The sequence below is a fragment of the Sphingobium sp. 3R8 genome (genome assembly GCF_020166615.1).
Classification (GTDB): Bacteria; Pseudomonadota; Alphaproteobacteria; order Sphingomonadales; family Sphingomonadaceae; genus Sphingobium; species Sphingobium bisphenolicum.
This window is the reverse complement of record NZ_JAIQXR010000009.1, coordinates 107,831-124,326: the sequence shown is the minus strand read 5'-3', so window position 1 is coordinate 124,326 and position 16,496 is coordinate 107,831. Positions and strand designations below refer to the sequence as shown.

Here is a 16,496-nt window from a genome sequence, read left to right as displayed (position 1 = left end):
CGTGCCGACGCCCAAGCCTTATATATGCATTGGCCCTTTTGCGTATCCAAATGTCCCTATTGCGATTTTAACAGTCATGTCCGCGACGGCGTGGACATCGACGCGTGGCGCGAGGCGCTTCTGGCCGACATGGCGCATGAGGCGGCGCTGACCGCGGGGCGGCCGCTTTCCTCCATCTTCTTCGGCGGCGGCACGCCCTCCCTGATGCCGCCCGCGCTGGTCGAGACGCTGATCGACGCGGCGCAGGATCATTGGGGCTTCACGTCGGACATAGAAATCACGCTGGAGGCCAATCCCAATTCGGTCGAGGCGGCGCGTTTCGCCGATCTGGCCGCCGCCGGGGTCAACCGCACCTCGCTTGGCCTGCAGGCGCTCGACAATGAGGCGTTGCATTTCCTCGGCCGCGCCCATGACGTCACGGAAGGACTGGCTGCGCTCGGCACCGCGCAGGCCGTGTTCGACCGGGTGAGCTTCGACATCATCTATGCCCGCCCCGGCCAGAGCGAGGCGGACTGGCAGGCCGAACTGGCCCGCGCCTTGTCCTTCGGCACTGGCCATCTCTCGCTCTATCAACTGACGATCGAACCGGGCACGCGCTTCGCCACGCTGGTCGCGCAGGGCAAGCTGACGCCCGCCGACCCGGACCATGGCGCGGCCCTGTACGAACTCACGCAGGCGATGACGGGTGCGGCCGGCATCCCCGCCTATGAAATCAGCAATCACGCCCGGCCGGGCGAGGAAAGCCGCCATAACCTGACCTATTGGCGCTATGGCGACTATGCCGGGATCGGGCCGGGCGCGCATGGCCGCCGCGGCGGCATGGCGACGCTGCGCCACAAGAAGCCCGAAAACTGGATGAGCGCGGTCGGCCGCAACGGTCACGGCCTCCAGAGCGAAGAGCCGCTGTCGGGCGAGGACCGGGCGCGCGAGGCGCTGCTGATGGGATTGCGGCTGGGCGAAGGCGTGGACCTCGCCCGCATCGCCGCCCTGTCGGGGATCAAGGCCGACCGGCTGGTCGACGAACGGGCGATCGACCAACTCACCGGGCTCGGCCTCATCCGACTGACCGGCACCCGGTTGCAGGTCGCGCCGGCCGGCATGTTGCTGCTCGACGCGATCCTGCCCGAAGTGGTCGCGGTCTAGGGCCGCTCGGTAATATCAGGGCTGGTCGTTACGCAGTTCCGCGATCGACTGGTCGATTTCGCGCAGCGCCTGCGCGCGGGCATAGGCAGGCATGGACGTGTTGCGGGCGATCTGGCCCCGCGCGGTGCGCAGGCCATTCAGCGCCGCAACATGGTCGGAACGCGCGGCGCGTTCGGCGCGGGCTTCGGCGATGTCGGCCTGCCGCTCCGCCCGGTCCGCCTGAAGGTCGGCCGCCTGCTCGGAACGGCGGGCCGCCCGTTCGGCGCGGGCCTCGGCAATATCCGCCTGCCGCGCGGCGCGATCGGCTTGCATCCCGGCCATGTCGGCGGAGCGTTGGGCCGCCCGCTCGATCGCCGCGTTGCAGATGCGCACCCGGATATGGCGACGGCCGCTGGCGTCCACACTTTCCCGGCGGGTGGTGACGTCCCTGCCGCCATCGCAGCCTTCACGGACGTCGACCACCGGCACCATGCGGGCGATCTCCGCCTCGGTCGGCACGCGATGCGTTTCGACGCGACCGTCGGCATGGGTCACGGTGATCCGGCCCTTTTCATTGCGGACGATGGGCGGGGCCGGCGGCACGGGCGGCACCAGGGCGATCATGTCGGCAGCGGGCACGATCGGCGCGGGCGGGGCCATGGGGGCTGGCGAGGGCCAAGATTCATCGGCCGCCTGGGCCGCGGGGACGGCTGGCACAGATGGGACCGCCGCGACTTCAGCCAGCGCTGGCGCGGTCGCCGCTGCGGGCTGCGACACCAAGTCAGACAGTTTGGCAAAGTCGGCGCTTTCCACCTTGTCGGTGATCGCCGCCATCTGCTGCGCGGCGCGGCTGCCCGATGCGGTGAGCGCCAGGCCGGCGGCGGTGACGATGGCGACGGCGGCCATGCCCCAACTGATACGCTGGAGCGAAACATCATGGTTGGACAGCATTTTCAGCCTCCCTTTCAACGTCGTGATACGGGTGAGATGGCAGGCGCCCGCAAATTGCCGGCCGCCCGCCGCCTTCAAGATGGCGCGGCCATAGGCATGGGCCTGGTCGCGGCCGTAGAGCGAGAGGACGCGCGCGTCGCAGGCGGTTTCCTGGTCGGCGCGATAGGCGCGATAAGCGATCAATGCGACCGGATTGCACCAATGCACCGCCAGCAGCAGCAGCGCGATCATGTTGGCGGCCAGGTCGCCGCGCTCATGATGCGCCCGTTCATGGGCGATCGCCATATCCTGTTCCTGCGCGTCATAGCGCAGCGCGAAATCGGCGGGCAGCACGATATAGGGGCGCAACACCCCGAAGGCGAGCGGCCCGGACGCATGGGGGCTGGTGATGAGGCGGATGCGCCCCTCCTCCCCGATCGGCGTCGCGCCATCCAGCATATGGCGGCGGAACCGCCCATAGCCCACGGCCTGCACTGCCAGAAAAGCAAGCAGCCCGACGAACCACATGCCGATGCCGATCTCCAGCCAGGGGAAAGACGGCGCGGATGAAGCGACCGATGCGGCGGGTGCGACCGTCAGCAGGTCCGGCAAGCCAACCTGATCGACCGCGACATGCAGCGGCGAGGGATCGACGTCGCGTGGCAGCGCGGGCAACAGCATCCGCGCCAGTGGCAACCCCCAGAGCAGATAGGCCGCCCCTGCCCCCAGCCAGCGCGCGACCGGCCGCCGCAGCATCATGACCAGCGCCATCAGCAAGGTGGTGGCGATCAACGTTTCGGCCAGCCAGACGCTCATGATTTCAACCCTTTCAGGATAGCCTCAAGCTCGGCGATATCGTCCGCCGTCAATTGATCCTGTTGCGCCAGTTGCGCGACCAGCGGCGATATGCGCCCGCCGAACAGCCGGTTCACCAGCCGCCCGGATTCGCCCGCGACATAATCGTCGCGCGCCACCATCGGGCGGTAGAGGAAGCGACGGCCATCCTGGTCGGCGGCGATGATATCCTTGGCCATCAGCCGCGACAGCAAGGTCTTGACCGTCTGCAGGCTCCAGTCGCGGTCGGCGGCGACCCGATCCGACACATCATTGGCGGTCTGCGGCGCGGTTTCCCACAACGCCTCCATCACCACCAGTTCCGCTTCGCTGATCTTCTCGCTCACGTCGTTTCACCCGACTCGCATGTTTAACAACCACAGATGTAGTCGCATCGATTACGGATGTAGTCAATAGCACTTTGCAACGGGCGACGCGCAACCCTTCGCGTTGAAAAGCCACCATATGTCGGAAATTTTGACAAAGCGGGCGGAGGCCGTCGGCGCGTTAACCTTTGCAGCCCGCGCTTTCCCGCAATCGCGCCATTCTGGCACGGCCATTGCGACCTTAGTCGCGTTCCCACCGTTCAACTATCGGGGGATGCAGGCCGTCTCCACCAGCATCCCCCACCCGGTGGCCCTTTTCCCTTTATCCCTCGACAATGCTCTCGAAGTGACTGTGTGCGACCAGAATCGGACATGTTCCCCCTCCCGCAAGCGGGAGGGGAATGGCGGAAAACCACCCAAAGCAACAAAAAAAGGCGGTCCGAACCCGGACCGCCCTTTCTCAAACCGTCGAACCCAGCCCCGCTTAACTGGCGGCGACGCCCTGGTCGGTCATCAACTGCTGCAATTCGCCGGCCTCGTACATTTCCATCATGATGTCGCTGCCGCCGACAAATTCGCCCTTCACATAGAGCTGGGGGATGGTCGGCCAGTCGGAAAAGGCCTTGATGCCCTGGCGCACGGCCTGATCCTGCAACACGTCGACCGTGTCGTAGGCGACGCCCAGATGCTCCAGGATCGCGATGGCGCGGCTGGAAAAGCCGCATTGCGGGAAGAGCGGCGTGCCCTTCATGAACAGCACCACGTCATGGGCGCCCACAAGTTCGGCAATCCGCTGATGCACGGCGTCGGTCATGTCTAAGGTCCAGTCCTGTCTGGCGCCCCGTCCGCGGAGCGCAAATCTATCGAAGGATTAGTTGGGAACGGCGGTGGTCAGTTGCAAGGCGTGCAGCACGCCGCCCATGCGTCCGCCCAGCGCCGCATAGACGGCGCGCTGCTGCGCGACCCGGCTCATGCCGCGAAAGCTTTCCGCCACGACTTTCGCCGCATAATGATCGCCATCCCCGGCCAGGTCGGTAATCTCGACCTCAGCATCCGGAATCGCGGTGCGGATCATGTCCGCGATATCGTCGGCGGCCATCGGCATGATGCGCTGCCTTACTGGGCTTCGATGAACATGCGGCGGGCGATCACCGCCTGCTCGTCCAGCGCGGCGCGCACGCCCGGCTCGTCGATGTCGATCCCGGCCGACGTCATGTCGCCCACCAGCTTGCGGATAACGTCCTCGTCGCCCGCTTCCTCGAAATCGGCCTGCACCACCGCCTTGGCATAGGCGTCGGTTTCTTCCGGGGTCAGGCCCATCTTCGCCGCCGCCCATTCGCCCAGCAGGCGGTTGCGCCGCGCCTGGATGCGGAACTGCAGTTCCTGATCGTTGGCGAACATATTTTCGAACGCCCGTTCGCGATCGTCAAAGGTGGTCATGCGTAAAAGCCCCGTTGAAATGCCGTCTGATTACGAAAGATAGGAAGAAGCGCGCCGTTACGCAACGGCTGCGGGCACGATCCAGGGGCGGTCCTGCGCTTGGCTGGCCTCATAGCGGCCGATCATGTCCGACTGGTCCAGAGTCAGGCCGATTTCGTCCAGGCCGCCCAGCAGGCAATGTTTGCGGAACGGATCGATTTCGAACGTGAAGCGATCCTGAAATTGCGTGGTGACGGTCTGCGCTTCCAGGTCGACATGGATCGGGTCCGGCGTTCCATCGACGCCCTTGGCAACCTCCATCAGCCGATCGATGGCGTCCTGCGGCAGGACTACGGTCAATATGCCGTTTTTGAAGGCATTGCCGGAGAAGATGTCGGAGAAGCTGGGCGCGATCACCACCTTGATACCCAGGTCGCCGAGCGCCCAGGCGGCATGTTCGCGGCTGGAGCCGCAGCCGAAATTGTCGCCCGCGATCAGAATCGGGCTGCCGGCATAAACGGGATCGTCGAAGACGTTGCCCGGTTCCTTGCGCAGCACTTCGAACGCGCCCTTGCCAAGGCCGTTGCGCGAAATCGTCTTGAGCCAATGCGCAGGGATGACGATGTCGGTATCGACATTCTTCATCCCGAACGGATAGGCCCGGCCGTCGACGATCGTGAGCTTGTCCATCAGTGAACCTTCTTCGCCTCGGCGGCCGGCGTGTCTTCAGCACGACCCAGAGTCGCGGCCATCGCCGCGCTGGCCAGCGCGCCCAGCGTCAGCAGCCAGAAAATCTTCTTCATGCGACCACACCCTCTTTTTCATGCAACAGTTCACGGACATCGGTCAGCCGGCCAGTGATCGCCGCCGCCGCCGCCATGGCGGGCGACACCAGATGGGTGCGCGATCCCGGCCCCTGCCGGCCCATGAAATTGCGGTTGCTGGTCGACGCGCAGCGTTCGCCCGCGGGCACCTTGTCCGGGTTCATGCCCAGGCACGCCGAACAACCCGGCTCGCGCCATTCGAACCCGGCGTCGAGGAAGACGCGGTCCAGCCCTTCTTCCTCCGCCTGGCGCTTGACCAGGCCGGAGCCGGGTACGACCATCGCATGCTTGATGCCCGACGCGATATGCCGCCCCTTGAGCAGCGCGGCGGCGGCGCGCAGATCCTCGATCCGGCTGTTGGTGCAACTGCCGATGAAAATATGTTCGATGGCGACGTCGGCCATCTTCTGCCCCGCGGTCAGCCCCATATAGTCGAGCGACTTCTGCGCCGCGGCGCGCTTGGACGCATCCTCGAAGCTCAGCGGATCGGGGACCACGCCGGTCACGGCGACGACGTCTTCCGGGCTGGTGCCCCAGGTGACGTTGGGCACGATGTCGGCGGCGTCGATCACCACGGTCTTGTCGAACACCGCGCCTTCGTCCGTGTGCAGCGTGCGCCAATAGGCGACGGCCGCGTCGAAATCCGCGCCCTTGGGCGCCATCGGGCGACCCTCTATATAGGCGAAAGTCTTGTCGTCCGGCGCGAACAGGCCGGACCTAGCGCCTGCCTCGATCGACATGTTGGCGACAGTCAGCCGCCCTTCGATCGACATGTCGCGGAACACGGAACCCCGATATTCCATGACATAGCCGGTGCCGCCCGCCGTGCCGATCGTGCCGCAGATCGCCAGCGCGACATCCTTGGCCGTGACGCCGGGCGCAAGCACGCCGTCGACCACGACTTCCATGGTTTTCGACTGTTTGAGCAGCAGCGTCTGCGTCGCCAGCACATGCTCGACCTCCGACGTGCCGATGCCGAACGCCAGCGCGCCCAGCGCGCCGTGCGAGGACGTATGGCTGTCGCCGCAGACCAAAGTGGTGCCCGGCAAGGTGAAGCCCTGTTCAGGGCCGACGACATGGACGATGCCCTGCTCCAGATCCGCGTCGCCGATCAGGCGCACGCCGAATTCCGGCGCGTTGCGCTCCAGCGCGGCAAGCTGCTGCGCGCTTTCCGGATCGGCGATCGGAATGCGATGCCCGTCCGCATCGCGGCGCGGCGTCGTAGGGAGATTATGGTCCGGCACCGCGAGCGTCAGATCGGGTCGGCGCACTTTGCGACCGGCGAGGCGAAGCCCTTCAAACGCCTGCGGACTCGTCACTTCATGGACGAGATGGCGGTCGATATAGATGAGGCAGGTGCCATCGGGACGCCGTTCGACGACGTGCGCGTCCCAGATCTTTTCGTAGAGGGTGCGAGCTTTGACCATAGTCCTCATCCCCTAGACCCCTCCGACCGATCGGGAAAGGGGGTGAGCGACCGAAATCGGCAGTTTTTCCTACCGACCGGGCAAGAATGTTACACTGCCCGGTAGTCCGCTACGATCTTTCCGGCGGCGCCGATCTCCGCCTCATGACTGTCCTCGCGCCAGGTTTCGGCCAGCGCCCCTTCCTCCCACCGGAGCATGGCAGGATGGGCCAGCATATGGTCGACCCAGGCCTGCGCCTGCCGACCGACATCCAGGCCATAGGTGCGCACGCGGAACGCTACCGGCGCGTAGAAGGCGTCGACCGCCGTGAACCGGCTGCCAGCCAGGAACGGGCCGCCGAACCGGTCCAGCCCCTCTTCCCATAATTCGCGCAGGCGGGCGATGTCGCGACCCAGCGCGGGCGAATGGATATGCGGCTCGACCCGCACGCCCACATTCATCGTGCAATCGTTGCGCAGCGTCGAAAAGCCACTGTGCATTTCCGCTGCCGCGCATTGGGCGAAGGCGCGCGCCGCTTCGTCCGCGGGCCAGACGCCCGGATGGCGATCCGCCAGATAAAGGATGATGCCCAGAGAATCCCAGACGGTGCGCTCTTCCCCATCGGCCCCGTCGACCAGCGCCGGCACCTGCCCCGTCGGCGAGAAACTGCGGAAGGCGGCATAGTTGGTCGCGGATGCGAACGGCTCGACCCGATCCTCGAAGGCGATGCCCAGCGCCTGCATCAGCACCCACGGGCGCAGCGACCAACTGCTGTAGTTACGGTTGGCGGTGATGAGCGTGTAGGACATGCGGTTCCTCCCTGTGCAAGGTGCGCGCGGCTTACCGTATCGGACAACGGCGATACAGCGGCAACGATCCATGCAGCTTACAAGCTGGGCTTATCAGACAAGAGATTCGTTCGGTTCGAGCCTGTCGAGAACCCTGCCCCCGTTCTCGACAAGCCTGTGCTGAGCGCGTCGAAGGGCTCGAACCGAACGGAGGTTGTGACGGGCCTAGCCAAGCTGTTGAACGCACGTCAAAAGAGCGCATCGAGGGCGGCGCCCCCTTGCCGCCCTTCCTTGCATCACGGAGCCTTTTGTCGTGAACCGACGCCAATTCCTCGCCACCAGCGGCGCCACCGCTATCGCCGCCGCCACCCCCAGCGCCTTCGCGCAGGCGGGCGGTGCCGACACCCGTTTCCGCGCCATGCTGGACGATTTCTTCTACGGCCGCCTCGCCGAATCGCCCGAACAGGCGACGCGCCTCGGCCTCGACACCGGCGCGCGCGCAGCGTTGCGCGGCAAGCTGTCCGACACCAGCGCAGCGGGCGCGGCCCGCAGCCTGGCCCGCACCAAAGCGCAGGTGAAGCAACTGGCGGGCGTCGATCGCACCAAGCTCAGCCCGGCGAGCCAGCTCGACTATGACGTCGTCGCCTATCAGCTCGACCGCACGGTCGGCGGCGAACGCTTCGGCTATGGCGAGACGGCGGGCCGTTACGCGCCCTATATCCTCAGCCAATTGACCGGCAGCTATCGCGAAGTGCCCGACTTCCTCGATTCGCAGCATCGGGTGAAGGACGCCGCGGACGCCGACGCCTATCTTTCGCGCCTCGAAGCCTTCCCGGCCGCGATGGACGGCGAACTGGCGCGGCAGAAGGCGGATGCGGCCAAGGGCGTGTTCGCGCCGGACTATATCCTCGACACCACGATGAAGATGCAGGCGTCGCTGCGCGACCAGCCCGCTGCGCAGACCGTGCTGGTCGCCAGTTTCGCCAAGAAGCTCGCCGCCGCGGGCCTGCCGCCCGAACGCGCCGCCCAGGCGGAAAAGATCGTCGCGGAGAAAATCTTCCCCGCCGTCGATCGCCAGCGCGCTCTGGTGCAGCAGTTGCGGGCGAAGGCCAGCCATGACGCGGGCTGCTGGCGCCTGCCCGATGGGGAAGCCTTCTACGCCGCCGCCGCCGAGGCCGCGACCACGACCAAGCTGACCGGCGACGAGATTCACCAACTGGGCTTGGATCAGGTCGCCGAAATCAGCGCGCGGATCGACGCGATCCTGAAGGGCGAAGGGATGAGCCAGGGCAGCGTCGGCGACCGGCTGGTCGCGCTCAACAAACGCCCGGATCAGCTCTTCCCCAACACCGATCCGGGTCGCGAGGCGCTGCTGGCGCAGCTCAACACCCAGATCAAGGCGATGCAGGCGCGTCTTGGCGAATCGTTCAACACCGTGCCCAAGGCGCCGGTCGAGGTGCGCCGCGTGCCGGTGACGATCCAGGCGGGCGCGCCGGGCGGCTATTATCAGAATGCCTCGCTCGACGGGTCGCGGCCGGCCATCTATTTCATCAACCTGCGCGACACGTTCGACCGGCCCAAATTCGGCCTCGCCACGCTCACCCATCATGAAGCGGTGCCGGGCCATCATCTGCAGGTGACGGTGGCACTGGAATCGGATTCGATCCCGATGATCCGCCGGCGCGGCTTCTACAGCGGCTATTCCGAAGGCTGGGCGCTCTATTCGGAGCAACTGGCCGACGAAATGGGCATGTATGAAGGCGATCCGCTGGGACAGGTCGGCTATCTCCAGTCGCTCCTCTTCCGCGCCACCCGCCTGGTGGTCGACAGCGGGATGCACGCCAAGCGCTGGAGCCGCGAGAGGGCGACCGATTACCTCATCGCCACCACCGGCATCGCGCGCGGGCGCAGCCAGGGCGAGATCGACCGTTACACCGTCTGGCCGGGCCAGGCGTGCAGTTACAAGATCGGCCATACGGTGTGGACGCAGTTGCGCGACGAGGTGAAGGCCAAACAGGGCGCGCGGTTCGACATCAAGGCGTTCCATGATGTGCTGACGCTGGGCGCAATGCCGCTGGATATATTGAAGCAGACCGTGCGGCAGCGCATGGGGGTTGCTTAAATACACAGCGGGTTCCCACGCAGGCGGGAACCCAGACCAGACGCAGGATTGGGTTCCCGCCTACGCGGGAACACGCATTCCTTGTAAAAGGGAAAAAACGACCCGGCGGTGCGCCGCCGGGCCGTCCAGTCTCTTCCACCCAAATCGCGAGGGTGTCGAAGTCCCCGCGAACTGGCTCGTCTCACGGCTTTCGCCGCGAATTTGAAGCAACCATCGTCCCGGCCGGCATCGGGTTCCCGCCGAGAAGATGGAGGCGCTTGCGACCTGCACGCCGCAAAGTTTTTAGCCGTTTCGGTTAAGTTTACGCCGCGAACTGGTTCATCGTGTTATGTGCGCCGCCCGCCTTGAGCGCGGCTTCCCCGGCAAAATAATCCTTGTGATCGTCGCCGATGTCGCTGCCGGACATATTCTGGTGCTTCACGCAGGCGATGCCCTGGCGAATTTCCTTGCGCTGCACGCCCTCGACATAGCCGAGCATCCCGGCTTCGCCGAAATAGTCCTTGGCCAGGTTATCGGTGCTGAGCGCCGCCGTATGATAGGTCGGCAGGGTGATGAGGTGGTGGAAAATCCCCGCCCGCGCCGCCGCATCCTTCTGGAAGGTGCGGATCTTCTCGTCGGCTTCGCGGCCCAATTCCGTCTCATCATAGTCCGCGCTCATCAGCTTCGCCCGGTCATAGGCGCTGACATCCTTGCCGGCTTCGACCCAGGCGTCATACACCTGCTGGCGGAAGTTCAGCGTCCAGTTGAAGCTGGGCGAGTTGTTGTAGACCAGCTTGGCGTTGGGGATGACTTCACGGATGCGGTCGACCATCGACGCGATCTGCTCGATATGCGGCTTTTCCGTTTCGATCCACAGCAGGTCCGCGCCATTCTGGAGGCTGGTGATGCAGTCGAGGACGCAGCGATCCGCCCCGGTGCCTTCACGGAACTGGAACAGGTTGCTGGGCAGGCGCTTGGGGCGCAGCAGCTTGCCGTCGCGGTTCAGGATGACATCGCCATTCTTCGCCGTCGCCGGGTCGATCTCCTCGCAATCGAGGAAGCTGTTATACTGGTCGCCAATATCGCCCGGCTCCTTGCTGACCGCGATCTGCTTGGTCAGGCCGGCGCCCAGCGAGTCCGTTCGCGTGACGATGATACCATCGTCGACGCCCAGTTCCAGAAAGGCGTAGCGGCAGGCGCGGACCTTGGCGAGGAAGTCCTCATGCGGCACCGTGACCTTGCCGTCCTGATGCCCGCACTGCTTTTCGTCGCTGACCTGATTTTCGATCTGGAGCGCGCAGGCGCCCGCCTCGATCATCTTCTTGGCCAGCAGATAGGTCGCTTCCGCATTGCCGAAGCCCGCGTCGATATCCGCAATGATGGGAACGACATGGGTTTCATAATTGTCGATGGCGTGGGTCAGGCGCTGGGCCTCGACCTCATTGCCCGTCTCGCGCGCCTTGTCGAGATCGCGAAACATCATCCCCAGTTCGCGGGCATCGGCCTGCTTGAGGAAGGTGTAGAGTTCTTCGATCAGCGCGGCGACGCTGGTCTTTTCATGCATCGACTGGTCGGGCAGCGGGCCGAAATCGCTGCGCAGCGCGGCGACCATCCAGCCGGACAGATACAGATATTTCTGCCTAGTCGTGCCGAAATGCTTCTTGATCGCGATCAGCTTCTGCTGACCGATAAAGCCGTGCCAGCAGCCCAGTGACTGGGTGTAGTTGGCCGGATCGAGATCATAGGCGGCCATGTCGCGGCGCATGATGGCAGCGGTATATTTGGCGATGTCGAGGCCGGTGTTGAAGCGGTTCTGCAACTTCATGCGGGCGACGGACTCGGCATTGATGCCGTCCCAGGTGCCGGGGTGGCTGCCGATGAGGCTCTGCGCCTTCGCGATATTGTCCTGATAGGTCATGGGCCGTTGTCCTTGCGGTCGGTGAGCTGTTGCCCCTCGCTTACGCGTGCCTTGTGCAGTGCGGCAGCCCTTCTGAAGTTCAGTTGTCGATCTTTACAAAAATATGCTGTAAAGTTGTAAAGCTTACACAGGAGCGTGAGTCATGGCCAAGGATCGTCCCGTCTATATGGGGCCGCGACTGCGGCGGCTCCGGCGCGAACTGGGCCTGACCCAGGCCGACATGGCCGCCGATCTGGAAATCAGCGCTTCCTATGTCGCGCTGCTGGAGCGCAATCAGCGGCCGTTGACCGCTGACATGCTGTTGCGGCTGGCGCGGACGTACAAGCTCGACATGGCCGAAGTGGCGGGCGACGGCGGCGCGGAGCAGACGGCACGGCTACAGGCGGTGCTGAAAGACCCGATGTTCGCCGATATCGACCTGCCGCAACTGGCGACCGGGGATGTGGCGGTCAATTATCCCGGCATCACCGAAGCGCTGCTGCGCCTCTATACCAGCTATCGCGAGGAGCATCTGGCGCTGGCGGATCGGGACGCAGGGGCGGATGCGCAGCCGCAGGAGGATGTTGCCGATCCCGTCGCCGAATCGCGCCGCTTCCTCGCCGCCCGCCGCAACAGCTTCCCGCTGCTGGACGATGCCGCGGAGAAACTGGCGGTGGAGGCAGAGACCGAAGGCGGCCTCATCGCCTGGCTCAAGGCGAAACATAATCTGCGGGTGCGCCGCCTCCCCTCCGACGTCATGGCGGGATCGATGCGGCGGCTCGACCGGCATCGCGACGCAGTGCTGCTGGACGATGCGCTGGATGGCGCCAGTTCATCCTTCCAGCTCGCGCTTCAGATCGCCTATTTGGAAATGCGCAAACTCTTCGACGCGATCCTGAAGGACGGCCAGTTCGCCGGGACAAGCGGCCAGCGCCTCGCCCGGCGCGCGCTCGCCAGCTATGCCGCCGCCGCGATCCTGATGCCCTATACCGCCTTTGCCAAGGCGGTGGAGGCGCGCCGCTATGATGTCGAGGCGCTGGCCCGGCAATTCGGCACCAGTTTCGAACAGACGGCCCATCGCCTCACCACCCTGCAAAAGCCGGGACAGGAGCGCGTCCCCTTCTTCTTCCTGCGGGTCGATCCGGCCGGCAACGTCTCCAAGCGGCTGGACAGTGCGGGCTTCCCCTTCGCCCGCCATGGCGGCTCCTGCCCGCTCTGGTCGGTGCATCGCGTGTTCGAGACGCCGCGCGAGGTGGTGACGCAATGGCTGGAACTGCCCGACGGCCAGCGCTTCTTCTCGATCGCGCGCACCGTGACGGCGGGGGGTGGCGGCTGGGGCGCACCGAAAGTGGAGCGCGCCATCGCTTTATGCTGCGCGGCCGACCATGCGCATCGGCTGATCTACACGCAGGATGCGCCCGCGCCCGACCCCACGCCGATCGGCGTCACCTGCCGCCTGTGCCACCGCAGCCAGTGCATGGCCCGATCCGCCCCGCCGATCGGCCGCGACATGCTGCCCGACGATTATCGCCGCACCCGCGCGCCCTTCGGTTTTGCCGATGGTTAACGGCTTTTTAGGCCGCGCGCGAGAAACAAAGGCATGACCGCCACACCGCCCCGGATCGCCGCGACGCTCATCATGCGCAACGAAGCGCGCTGCATCCGCCGCTGCCTCGACAGCGTGCGGCCTTATGTCGACGCCATCATCGTGCTCGACACCGGATCGACCGACGACAGTGTCGCGATCGCGCGGGCGTGCGGGGCGCAGGTCCATCATCTCGACTGGCCCGACGATTTTGCCGCCGCGCGCAACCATGTGCTGACGCTGGCCGATGCCGACTGGCATCTGGTGATCGACTGCGACGAATGGATCGTGTCCGGCGGCGAGGCTTTGCGCGACTGGTGCGCCGGTCCACCGCGCCTCGGCGCGCTCTGCATTCGCAGCAGCTTCGACCTGCCGCAACATGGCGGCAACGCCCTGCCTTCGACCCGAAGCTGGATCGCCCGACTGCTGCCGCGCGGCGTCCGCTATACCGGGCGCATCCACGAACAGCCGGTGTCAGGCCTGCCGGTCGAGCGGATCGACCTTCTGCTCGACCATGACGGCTATGAGGATGCGCAGGCGGCGGACAAGCGCGACCGCAACACGCCGATGCTGCTGGCGGAACTCCGCAACGATCCCCAAAACCCCTATCTCCTCTACCAATTGGGCAAGGAAGCGGAGACGGCGCGCGACTATGGCCGCGCGGCGGACTGGTACGAACAGGCCAGCGCCCGCACCCCTGATGGCGCGCCATGGACGCATGGGCTGCTGATCCGCCGGCTCCACTGCCTCGGCCAGTCCGGTGCATCGGAACAGGGCATCGCCATCGCCGGCGAGCAGATGCCCCATTGGCAGGAGTCGCCCGATTTCTTCTTCGTTCTGGGCAACCTCGCCATGGACCGGGCGCTGGCCGAGCCGGCCTATGCCCTGACCGAATGGCTGCCGCTGGCGGCCACGGCATGGGAACGTTGTCTGGAGATTGGCGAACGCTCCGAGCTAGACGGATCGGTGGAGGGGCGCGGCAGCCATCTGGCGCAGCATAATCTGGACGTCATCCGCCAGCAACTCGCGCTGCTGAGCGGCTAATTACTGCTCGATCAGGTCCAGATAGGCGACCACATCATTGTCGGTCGCCAGGAACAGCCCATCCTGCACCTCGGCCGGCTGCTGCTCGGCGACATGCAGGGCCTGGCTCAGCGGGCCATACATGATCGTCATGGCGGCCCCATCATCGCCCAGATGATAAAGGCGGACGGTCGCGCTGTCATAAGTGGTTCGCATGAGGCCATCCTATCACGCCAACGCGGCCAAGTCAGCGCCGGTCCTTGACCTTCATGCTGGGCGCCAGTTCGTTCGCGCCGATCCGCACCGCATCGTCGGTGAAATTGGCGACGAAGGTGGAGCCGCGCTCCAGTCCCGGCACGAAGCCCGCCTTGTTCCCTTCAATCACCAGTCCGGCGCTCGAATGTTCACGCCCTTCCGGAGCCACGGTGATGAAGGCAGACCAGTTATCCTTGTCCTTGCCCTGCACCATTTCATTGCCGGTGATGGTGCCGGTCGCACCATTGGACAGGTCGATCATATAATTGGTGAGGTGCCCGCCGCTGTCGTCGAAGCTGTTGCCGCTGATGCTGACGCGGGCGGTGCGGGTCTTGAGATAATGGCCGCCATCGCCCTGGTCGAAGCGGCTGTTGGTGACGCTCAGGCTGGCCAGCCGGCCGATATAGATGCCATGCGCGCAGTCGAGATCGCGATCGCAGCGGCCCAGCTTGCGGAAGGTCGACTTGTCGATGACCACCTGCCCGCCGTCATGATCGCCGGTCAATATGCCTTCCTCGCTGTTGCGGAACAGGCTGTTGCGGACGGTCAGGTTGCCGCTCTCCAGGCGGATGCCCGCGCCATTGCCGTCGGGCACGCGGATATTCTGGAAGATGATGCCGTCGACCGTACTGGACCGGCCGCGCAGGACGAAGGCGCCCTTCCCCTCGCACGGCACGCCGTCGAAGATCACCGTGCCCGGCGTCGCTGCGCGAATGGTGACGTCGCCACCCTGCTGCACCGCGCATTGGCGATAGGTGCCCGGCGCCACCACGACCGTGCCCTGTCCGTCACCGATGGACGCCAGCGCATCGCCCAGCCGGCCGTAGGCGCGACCGGTTTCCGCCACGGAGAAGGGCGCGCCGCCGCCCTGGGCAAAGGCGGTCGCGGTGATGGCTGCGGACAGCAGCAGAGTCGTGGACAGGATGCGCATGGCGACAGGCCTACAGCGCCCGCCCCCATGCGCCAACGCACGGATAGGGTTAACGAAAAACTGCCCCATCGCGGGACGGAAGCGGTTCTCCGGGTTAACGCCGCGTCATTCCCACTTGGCCGTCGCCTTCTGCGTCTTCTGGTTCCAGAAAATCTGGATCTTGCTGATCGTGCAGAGGTCGAAATTGGTCCAATAGGCTTCGTCGCCGTCGGTGAAAATGACCTTCAGGTCATAGTTGCAGATGGCGTTCTTGGCCTTGAAGGTGATCGGCACGGAGTGCGCGTCCTCCAGCACTTCGTCCTCCATCACGTCGTCGCCCCAGTTCTTGGACTTGGCCGGCGAGACATAGACTTCGGAAATATCGTAGCCGGTCTTGTTGAACAGCGTAAAGTCCTGATCACCGGCGAAGGCAGGCACGGCAAAAGACAGGGCGCAGGCGCCCAGAATAACGGCAATCGCTTTCATGAATGTCCCCCCGATCCGGCAAATTGCCGGTTCGGCATGGACATAATCATATTCTTGCCGACAAGAATAGATGGATTCCGATAGACTTAACCTGAATTATGGAAATCCCGCCCGCCTCGGTGTCAGCCGGGGAAGAGATCGATCCGCTCCGCATCCGGCATAACCGCATCGATCAGCAGCGATCGGTGACACCCCGATGGATCGCGTTCGAAGCAGAGCAAGGCGGTGGGCGTTTCCGCCGCCATCTCCTTCAATTGCTCGGCCTGCACGATCGCTTCGGGCAGGTCGAGCTGGCGCGCATAGATGTCGGCCAGCCGCGTATGCTGGTGCTTGCGCGCTGCCTCCCGCCCTTCGGCCGGCGTCCCCAGCGCCTTCAGCCCGACATAGTCGATCCCCGCATCCCGTAACCCGGCGGCGAGGATATTCTTGGAAAAACCGGGGCGACGCGACAGGGGCACCGCCCGCACATCCGCCAGCAGGCGCACGCCGGCCGCTTGCAGCGCGGCGACCAGTTCGGGTTGGGTCACGCCCTCATAGCCGATGGTGAAGATTTTCATTGAATGAAGATAGGGTGCGGATGACGGAGCGCC

At 65.1% G+C, this 16,496-nt stretch carries 17 protein-coding genes; 4 read left to right on the top strand and 13 right to left on the bottom strand.

Features of this window, described 5'->3' with window-relative positions:
- Positions 1 to 24: 24 nt before the first annotated feature.
- Positions 25 to 1,143, top strand: a complete 1,119-nt coding sequence (gene hemW / locus K9B33_RS10895) for a radical SAM family heme chaperone HemW (RefSeq protein WP_224548702.1) — start codon at positions 25 to 27, stop codon at positions 1,141 to 1,143.
- A gap of 15 nt (positions 1,144 to 1,158) precedes the next feature.
- Here hemW and K9B33_RS10890 read toward each other — a convergent pair whose 3' ends face one another.
- The 8 genes from K9B33_RS10890 to K9B33_RS10855 all read right to left on the bottom strand — a co-directional run bounded on the left by K9B33_RS10890 (position 1,159) and on the right by K9B33_RS10855 (position 7,670).
- Positions 1,159 to 2,868, bottom strand: coding sequence for a M56 family metallopeptidase (locus K9B33_RS10890; RefSeq protein WP_224548701.1), 1,710 nt, complete (start codon positions 2,866 to 2,868; stop codon positions 1,159 to 1,161).
- Entirely contained in the window at positions 2,865 to 3,233 is a 369-nt protein-coding gene (locus K9B33_RS10885; protein WP_224548700.1) for a BlaI/MecI/CopY family transcriptional regulator, read from the bottom strand. The genes K9B33_RS10890 and K9B33_RS10885 overlap by 4 nt, the downstream gene beginning before the upstream one ends.
- A gap of 463 nt (positions 3,234 to 3,696) precedes the next feature.
- Positions 3,697 to 4,026, bottom strand: coding sequence for a Grx4 family monothiol glutaredoxin (gene grxD, locus K9B33_RS10880; protein WP_066604514.1), 330 nt, complete (start codon positions 4,024 to 4,026; stop codon positions 3,697 to 3,699).
- Between the two features lie 57 nt (positions 4,027 to 4,083).
- The gene (locus K9B33_RS10875) at positions 4,084 to 4,317 is read right to left on the bottom strand and encodes a BolA/IbaG family iron-sulfur metabolism protein (protein WP_066604516.1); all 234 of its coding nucleotides are present in this window, start codon (positions 4,315 to 4,317) and stop codon (positions 4,084 to 4,086) included.
- A gap of 11 nt (positions 4,318 to 4,328) precedes the next feature.
- Positions 4,329 to 4,652: a DUF1476 domain-containing protein gene (locus tag K9B33_RS10870; protein WP_224548699.1), complete on the bottom strand. Its 324-nt coding sequence runs from the start codon at positions 4,650 to 4,652 to the stop codon at positions 4,329 to 4,331.
- 57 nt (positions 4,653 to 4,709) lie between these two features.
- A complete protein-coding gene (gene leuD / locus K9B33_RS10865) occupies positions 4,710 to 5,321 on the bottom strand; it encodes a 3-isopropylmalate dehydratase small subunit (RefSeq protein WP_224548698.1) in 612 nt (203 codons plus the stop codon).
- 109 nt (positions 5,322 to 5,430) lie between these two features.
- Positions 5,431 to 6,882, bottom strand: a complete 1,452-nt coding sequence (gene leuC / locus K9B33_RS10860; RefSeq protein ID WP_224548697.1) for a 3-isopropylmalate dehydratase large subunit — start codon at positions 6,880 to 6,882, stop codon at positions 5,431 to 5,433.
- 89 nt (positions 6,883 to 6,971) lie between these two features.
- The gene (locus tag K9B33_RS10855; protein ID WP_224548696.1) at positions 6,972 to 7,670 is read right to left on the bottom strand and encodes a glutathione S-transferase family protein; all 699 of its coding nucleotides are present in this window, start codon (positions 7,668 to 7,670) and stop codon (positions 6,972 to 6,974) included.
- Between the two features lie 292 nt (positions 7,671 to 7,962).
- Between K9B33_RS10855 and K9B33_RS10850 the strand changes: the two genes are divergently transcribed.
- Entirely contained in the window at positions 7,963 to 9,771 is a 1,809-nt protein-coding gene (locus K9B33_RS10850; protein ID WP_224548695.1) for a DUF885 domain-containing protein, read from the top strand.
- Between the two features lie 301 nt (positions 9,772 to 10,072).
- On the opposite strand, the gene K9B33_RS10845 is transcribed toward K9B33_RS10850, so the two are convergent.
- Positions 10,073 to 11,668 (bottom strand): isocitrate lyase, encoded by a 1,596-nt coding sequence (locus K9B33_RS10845; protein ID WP_224548694.1) that lies wholly within the window; start codon positions 11,666 to 11,668, stop codon positions 10,073 to 10,075.
- Between the two features lie 142 nt (positions 11,669 to 11,810).
- Between K9B33_RS10845 and K9B33_RS10840 the strand changes: the two genes are divergently transcribed.
- Both K9B33_RS10840 and K9B33_RS10835 read left to right on the top strand, forming a co-directional pair.
- Positions 11,811 to 13,214 carry a short-chain fatty acyl-CoA regulator family protein gene (locus K9B33_RS10840; protein WP_224548693.1) on the top strand — a complete coding sequence of 468 codons (1,404 nt, stop codon included), beginning with the start codon at positions 11,811 to 11,813 and terminating at the stop codon, positions 13,212 to 13,214.
- 33 nt (positions 13,215 to 13,247) lie between these two features.
- A complete protein-coding gene (locus K9B33_RS10835; protein WP_224548691.1) occupies positions 13,248 to 14,276 on the top strand; it encodes a glycosyltransferase in 1,029 nt (342 codons plus the stop codon).
- Here K9B33_RS10835 and K9B33_RS10830 read toward each other — a convergent pair whose 3' ends face one another.
- From K9B33_RS10830 to K9B33_RS10815, 4 genes are all read right to left on the bottom strand, one after another.
- Positions 14,277 to 14,471, bottom strand: a complete 195-nt coding sequence (locus K9B33_RS10830; RefSeq protein WP_224548689.1) for a hypothetical protein — start codon at positions 14,469 to 14,471, stop codon at positions 14,277 to 14,279.
- A gap of 31 nt (positions 14,472 to 14,502) precedes the next feature.
- On the bottom strand, positions 14,503 to 15,441 hold the full coding sequence (locus K9B33_RS10825) for a right-handed parallel beta-helix repeat-containing protein (RefSeq protein WP_224548688.1): 939 nt from the start codon (positions 15,439 to 15,441) through the stop codon (positions 14,503 to 14,505).
- 105 nt (positions 15,442 to 15,546) lie between these two features.
- Positions 15,547 to 15,906, bottom strand: coding sequence for an argininosuccinate lyase (locus K9B33_RS10820; protein WP_224548686.1), 360 nt, complete (start codon positions 15,904 to 15,906; stop codon positions 15,547 to 15,549).
- A 122-nt stretch (positions 15,907 to 16,028) separates the two neighbouring features.
- The gene (locus K9B33_RS10815) at positions 16,029 to 16,463 is read right to left on the bottom strand and encodes a DUF488 family protein (protein ID WP_224548685.1); all 435 of its coding nucleotides are present in this window, start codon (positions 16,461 to 16,463) and stop codon (positions 16,029 to 16,031) included.
- Positions 16,464 to 16,496 lie beyond the last annotated feature (33 nt).

What these genes read in the sequence shown, in the direction of transcription:
- K9B33_RS10870 (WP_224548699.1), bottom strand. Translation starts at nt 4,652, where the DNA reads ATGACCACCTTTGACGATCGCGAACGGGCGTTCGAAAATATGTTCGCC.
- K9B33_RS10820 (WP_224548686.1), bottom strand. Translation starts at nt 15,906, where the DNA reads ATGAAAGCGATTGCCGTTATTCTGGGCGCCTGCGCCCTGTCTTTTGCC.
- K9B33_RS10845 (WP_224548694.1), bottom strand. Translation starts at nt 11,668, where the DNA reads ATGACCTATCAGGACAATATCGCGAAGGCGCAGAGCCTCATCGGCAGC.
- grxD (WP_066604514.1), bottom strand. Translation starts at nt 4,026, where the DNA reads ATGACCGACGCCGTGCATCAGCGGATTGCCGAACTTGTGGGCGCCCAT.
- K9B33_RS10825 (WP_224548688.1), bottom strand. Translation starts at nt 15,441, where the DNA reads ATGCGCATCCTGTCCACGACTCTGCTGCTGTCCGCAGCCATCACCGCG.
- K9B33_RS10830 (WP_224548689.1), bottom strand. Translation starts at nt 14,471, where the DNA reads ATGCGAACCACTTATGACAGCGCGACCGTCCGCCTTTATCATCTGGGC.
- K9B33_RS10835 (WP_224548691.1), top strand. Translation starts at nt 13,248, where the DNA reads ATGACCGCCACACCGCCCCGGATCGCCGCGACGCTCATCATGCGCAAC.
- K9B33_RS10875 (WP_066604516.1), bottom strand. Translation starts at nt 4,317, where the DNA reads ATGCCGATGGCCGCCGACGATATCGCGGACATGATCCGCACCGCGATT.
- K9B33_RS10815 (WP_224548685.1), bottom strand. Translation starts at nt 16,463, where the DNA reads ATGAAAATCTTCACCATCGGCTATGAGGGCGTGACCCAACCCGAACTG.
- K9B33_RS10855 (WP_224548696.1), bottom strand. Translation starts at nt 7,670, where the DNA reads ATGTCCTACACGCTCATCACCGCCAACCGTAACTACAGCAGTTGGTCG.
- leuD (WP_224548698.1), bottom strand. Translation starts at nt 5,321, where the DNA reads ATGGACAAGCTCACGATCGTCGACGGCCGGGCCTATCCGTTCGGGATG.
- K9B33_RS10840 (WP_224548693.1), top strand. Translation starts at nt 11,811, where the DNA reads ATGGCCAAGGATCGTCCCGTCTATATGGGGCCGCGACTGCGGCGGCTC.
- hemW (WP_224548702.1), top strand. Translation starts at nt 25, where the DNA reads ATGCATTGGCCCTTTTGCGTATCCAAATGTCCCTATTGCGATTTTAAC.
- K9B33_RS10890 (WP_224548701.1), bottom strand. Translation starts at nt 2,868, where the DNA reads ATGAGCGTCTGGCTGGCCGAAACGTTGATCGCCACCACCTTGCTGATG.
- leuC (WP_224548697.1), bottom strand. Translation starts at nt 6,882, where the DNA reads ATGGTCAAAGCTCGCACCCTCTACGAAAAGATCTGGGACGCGCACGTC.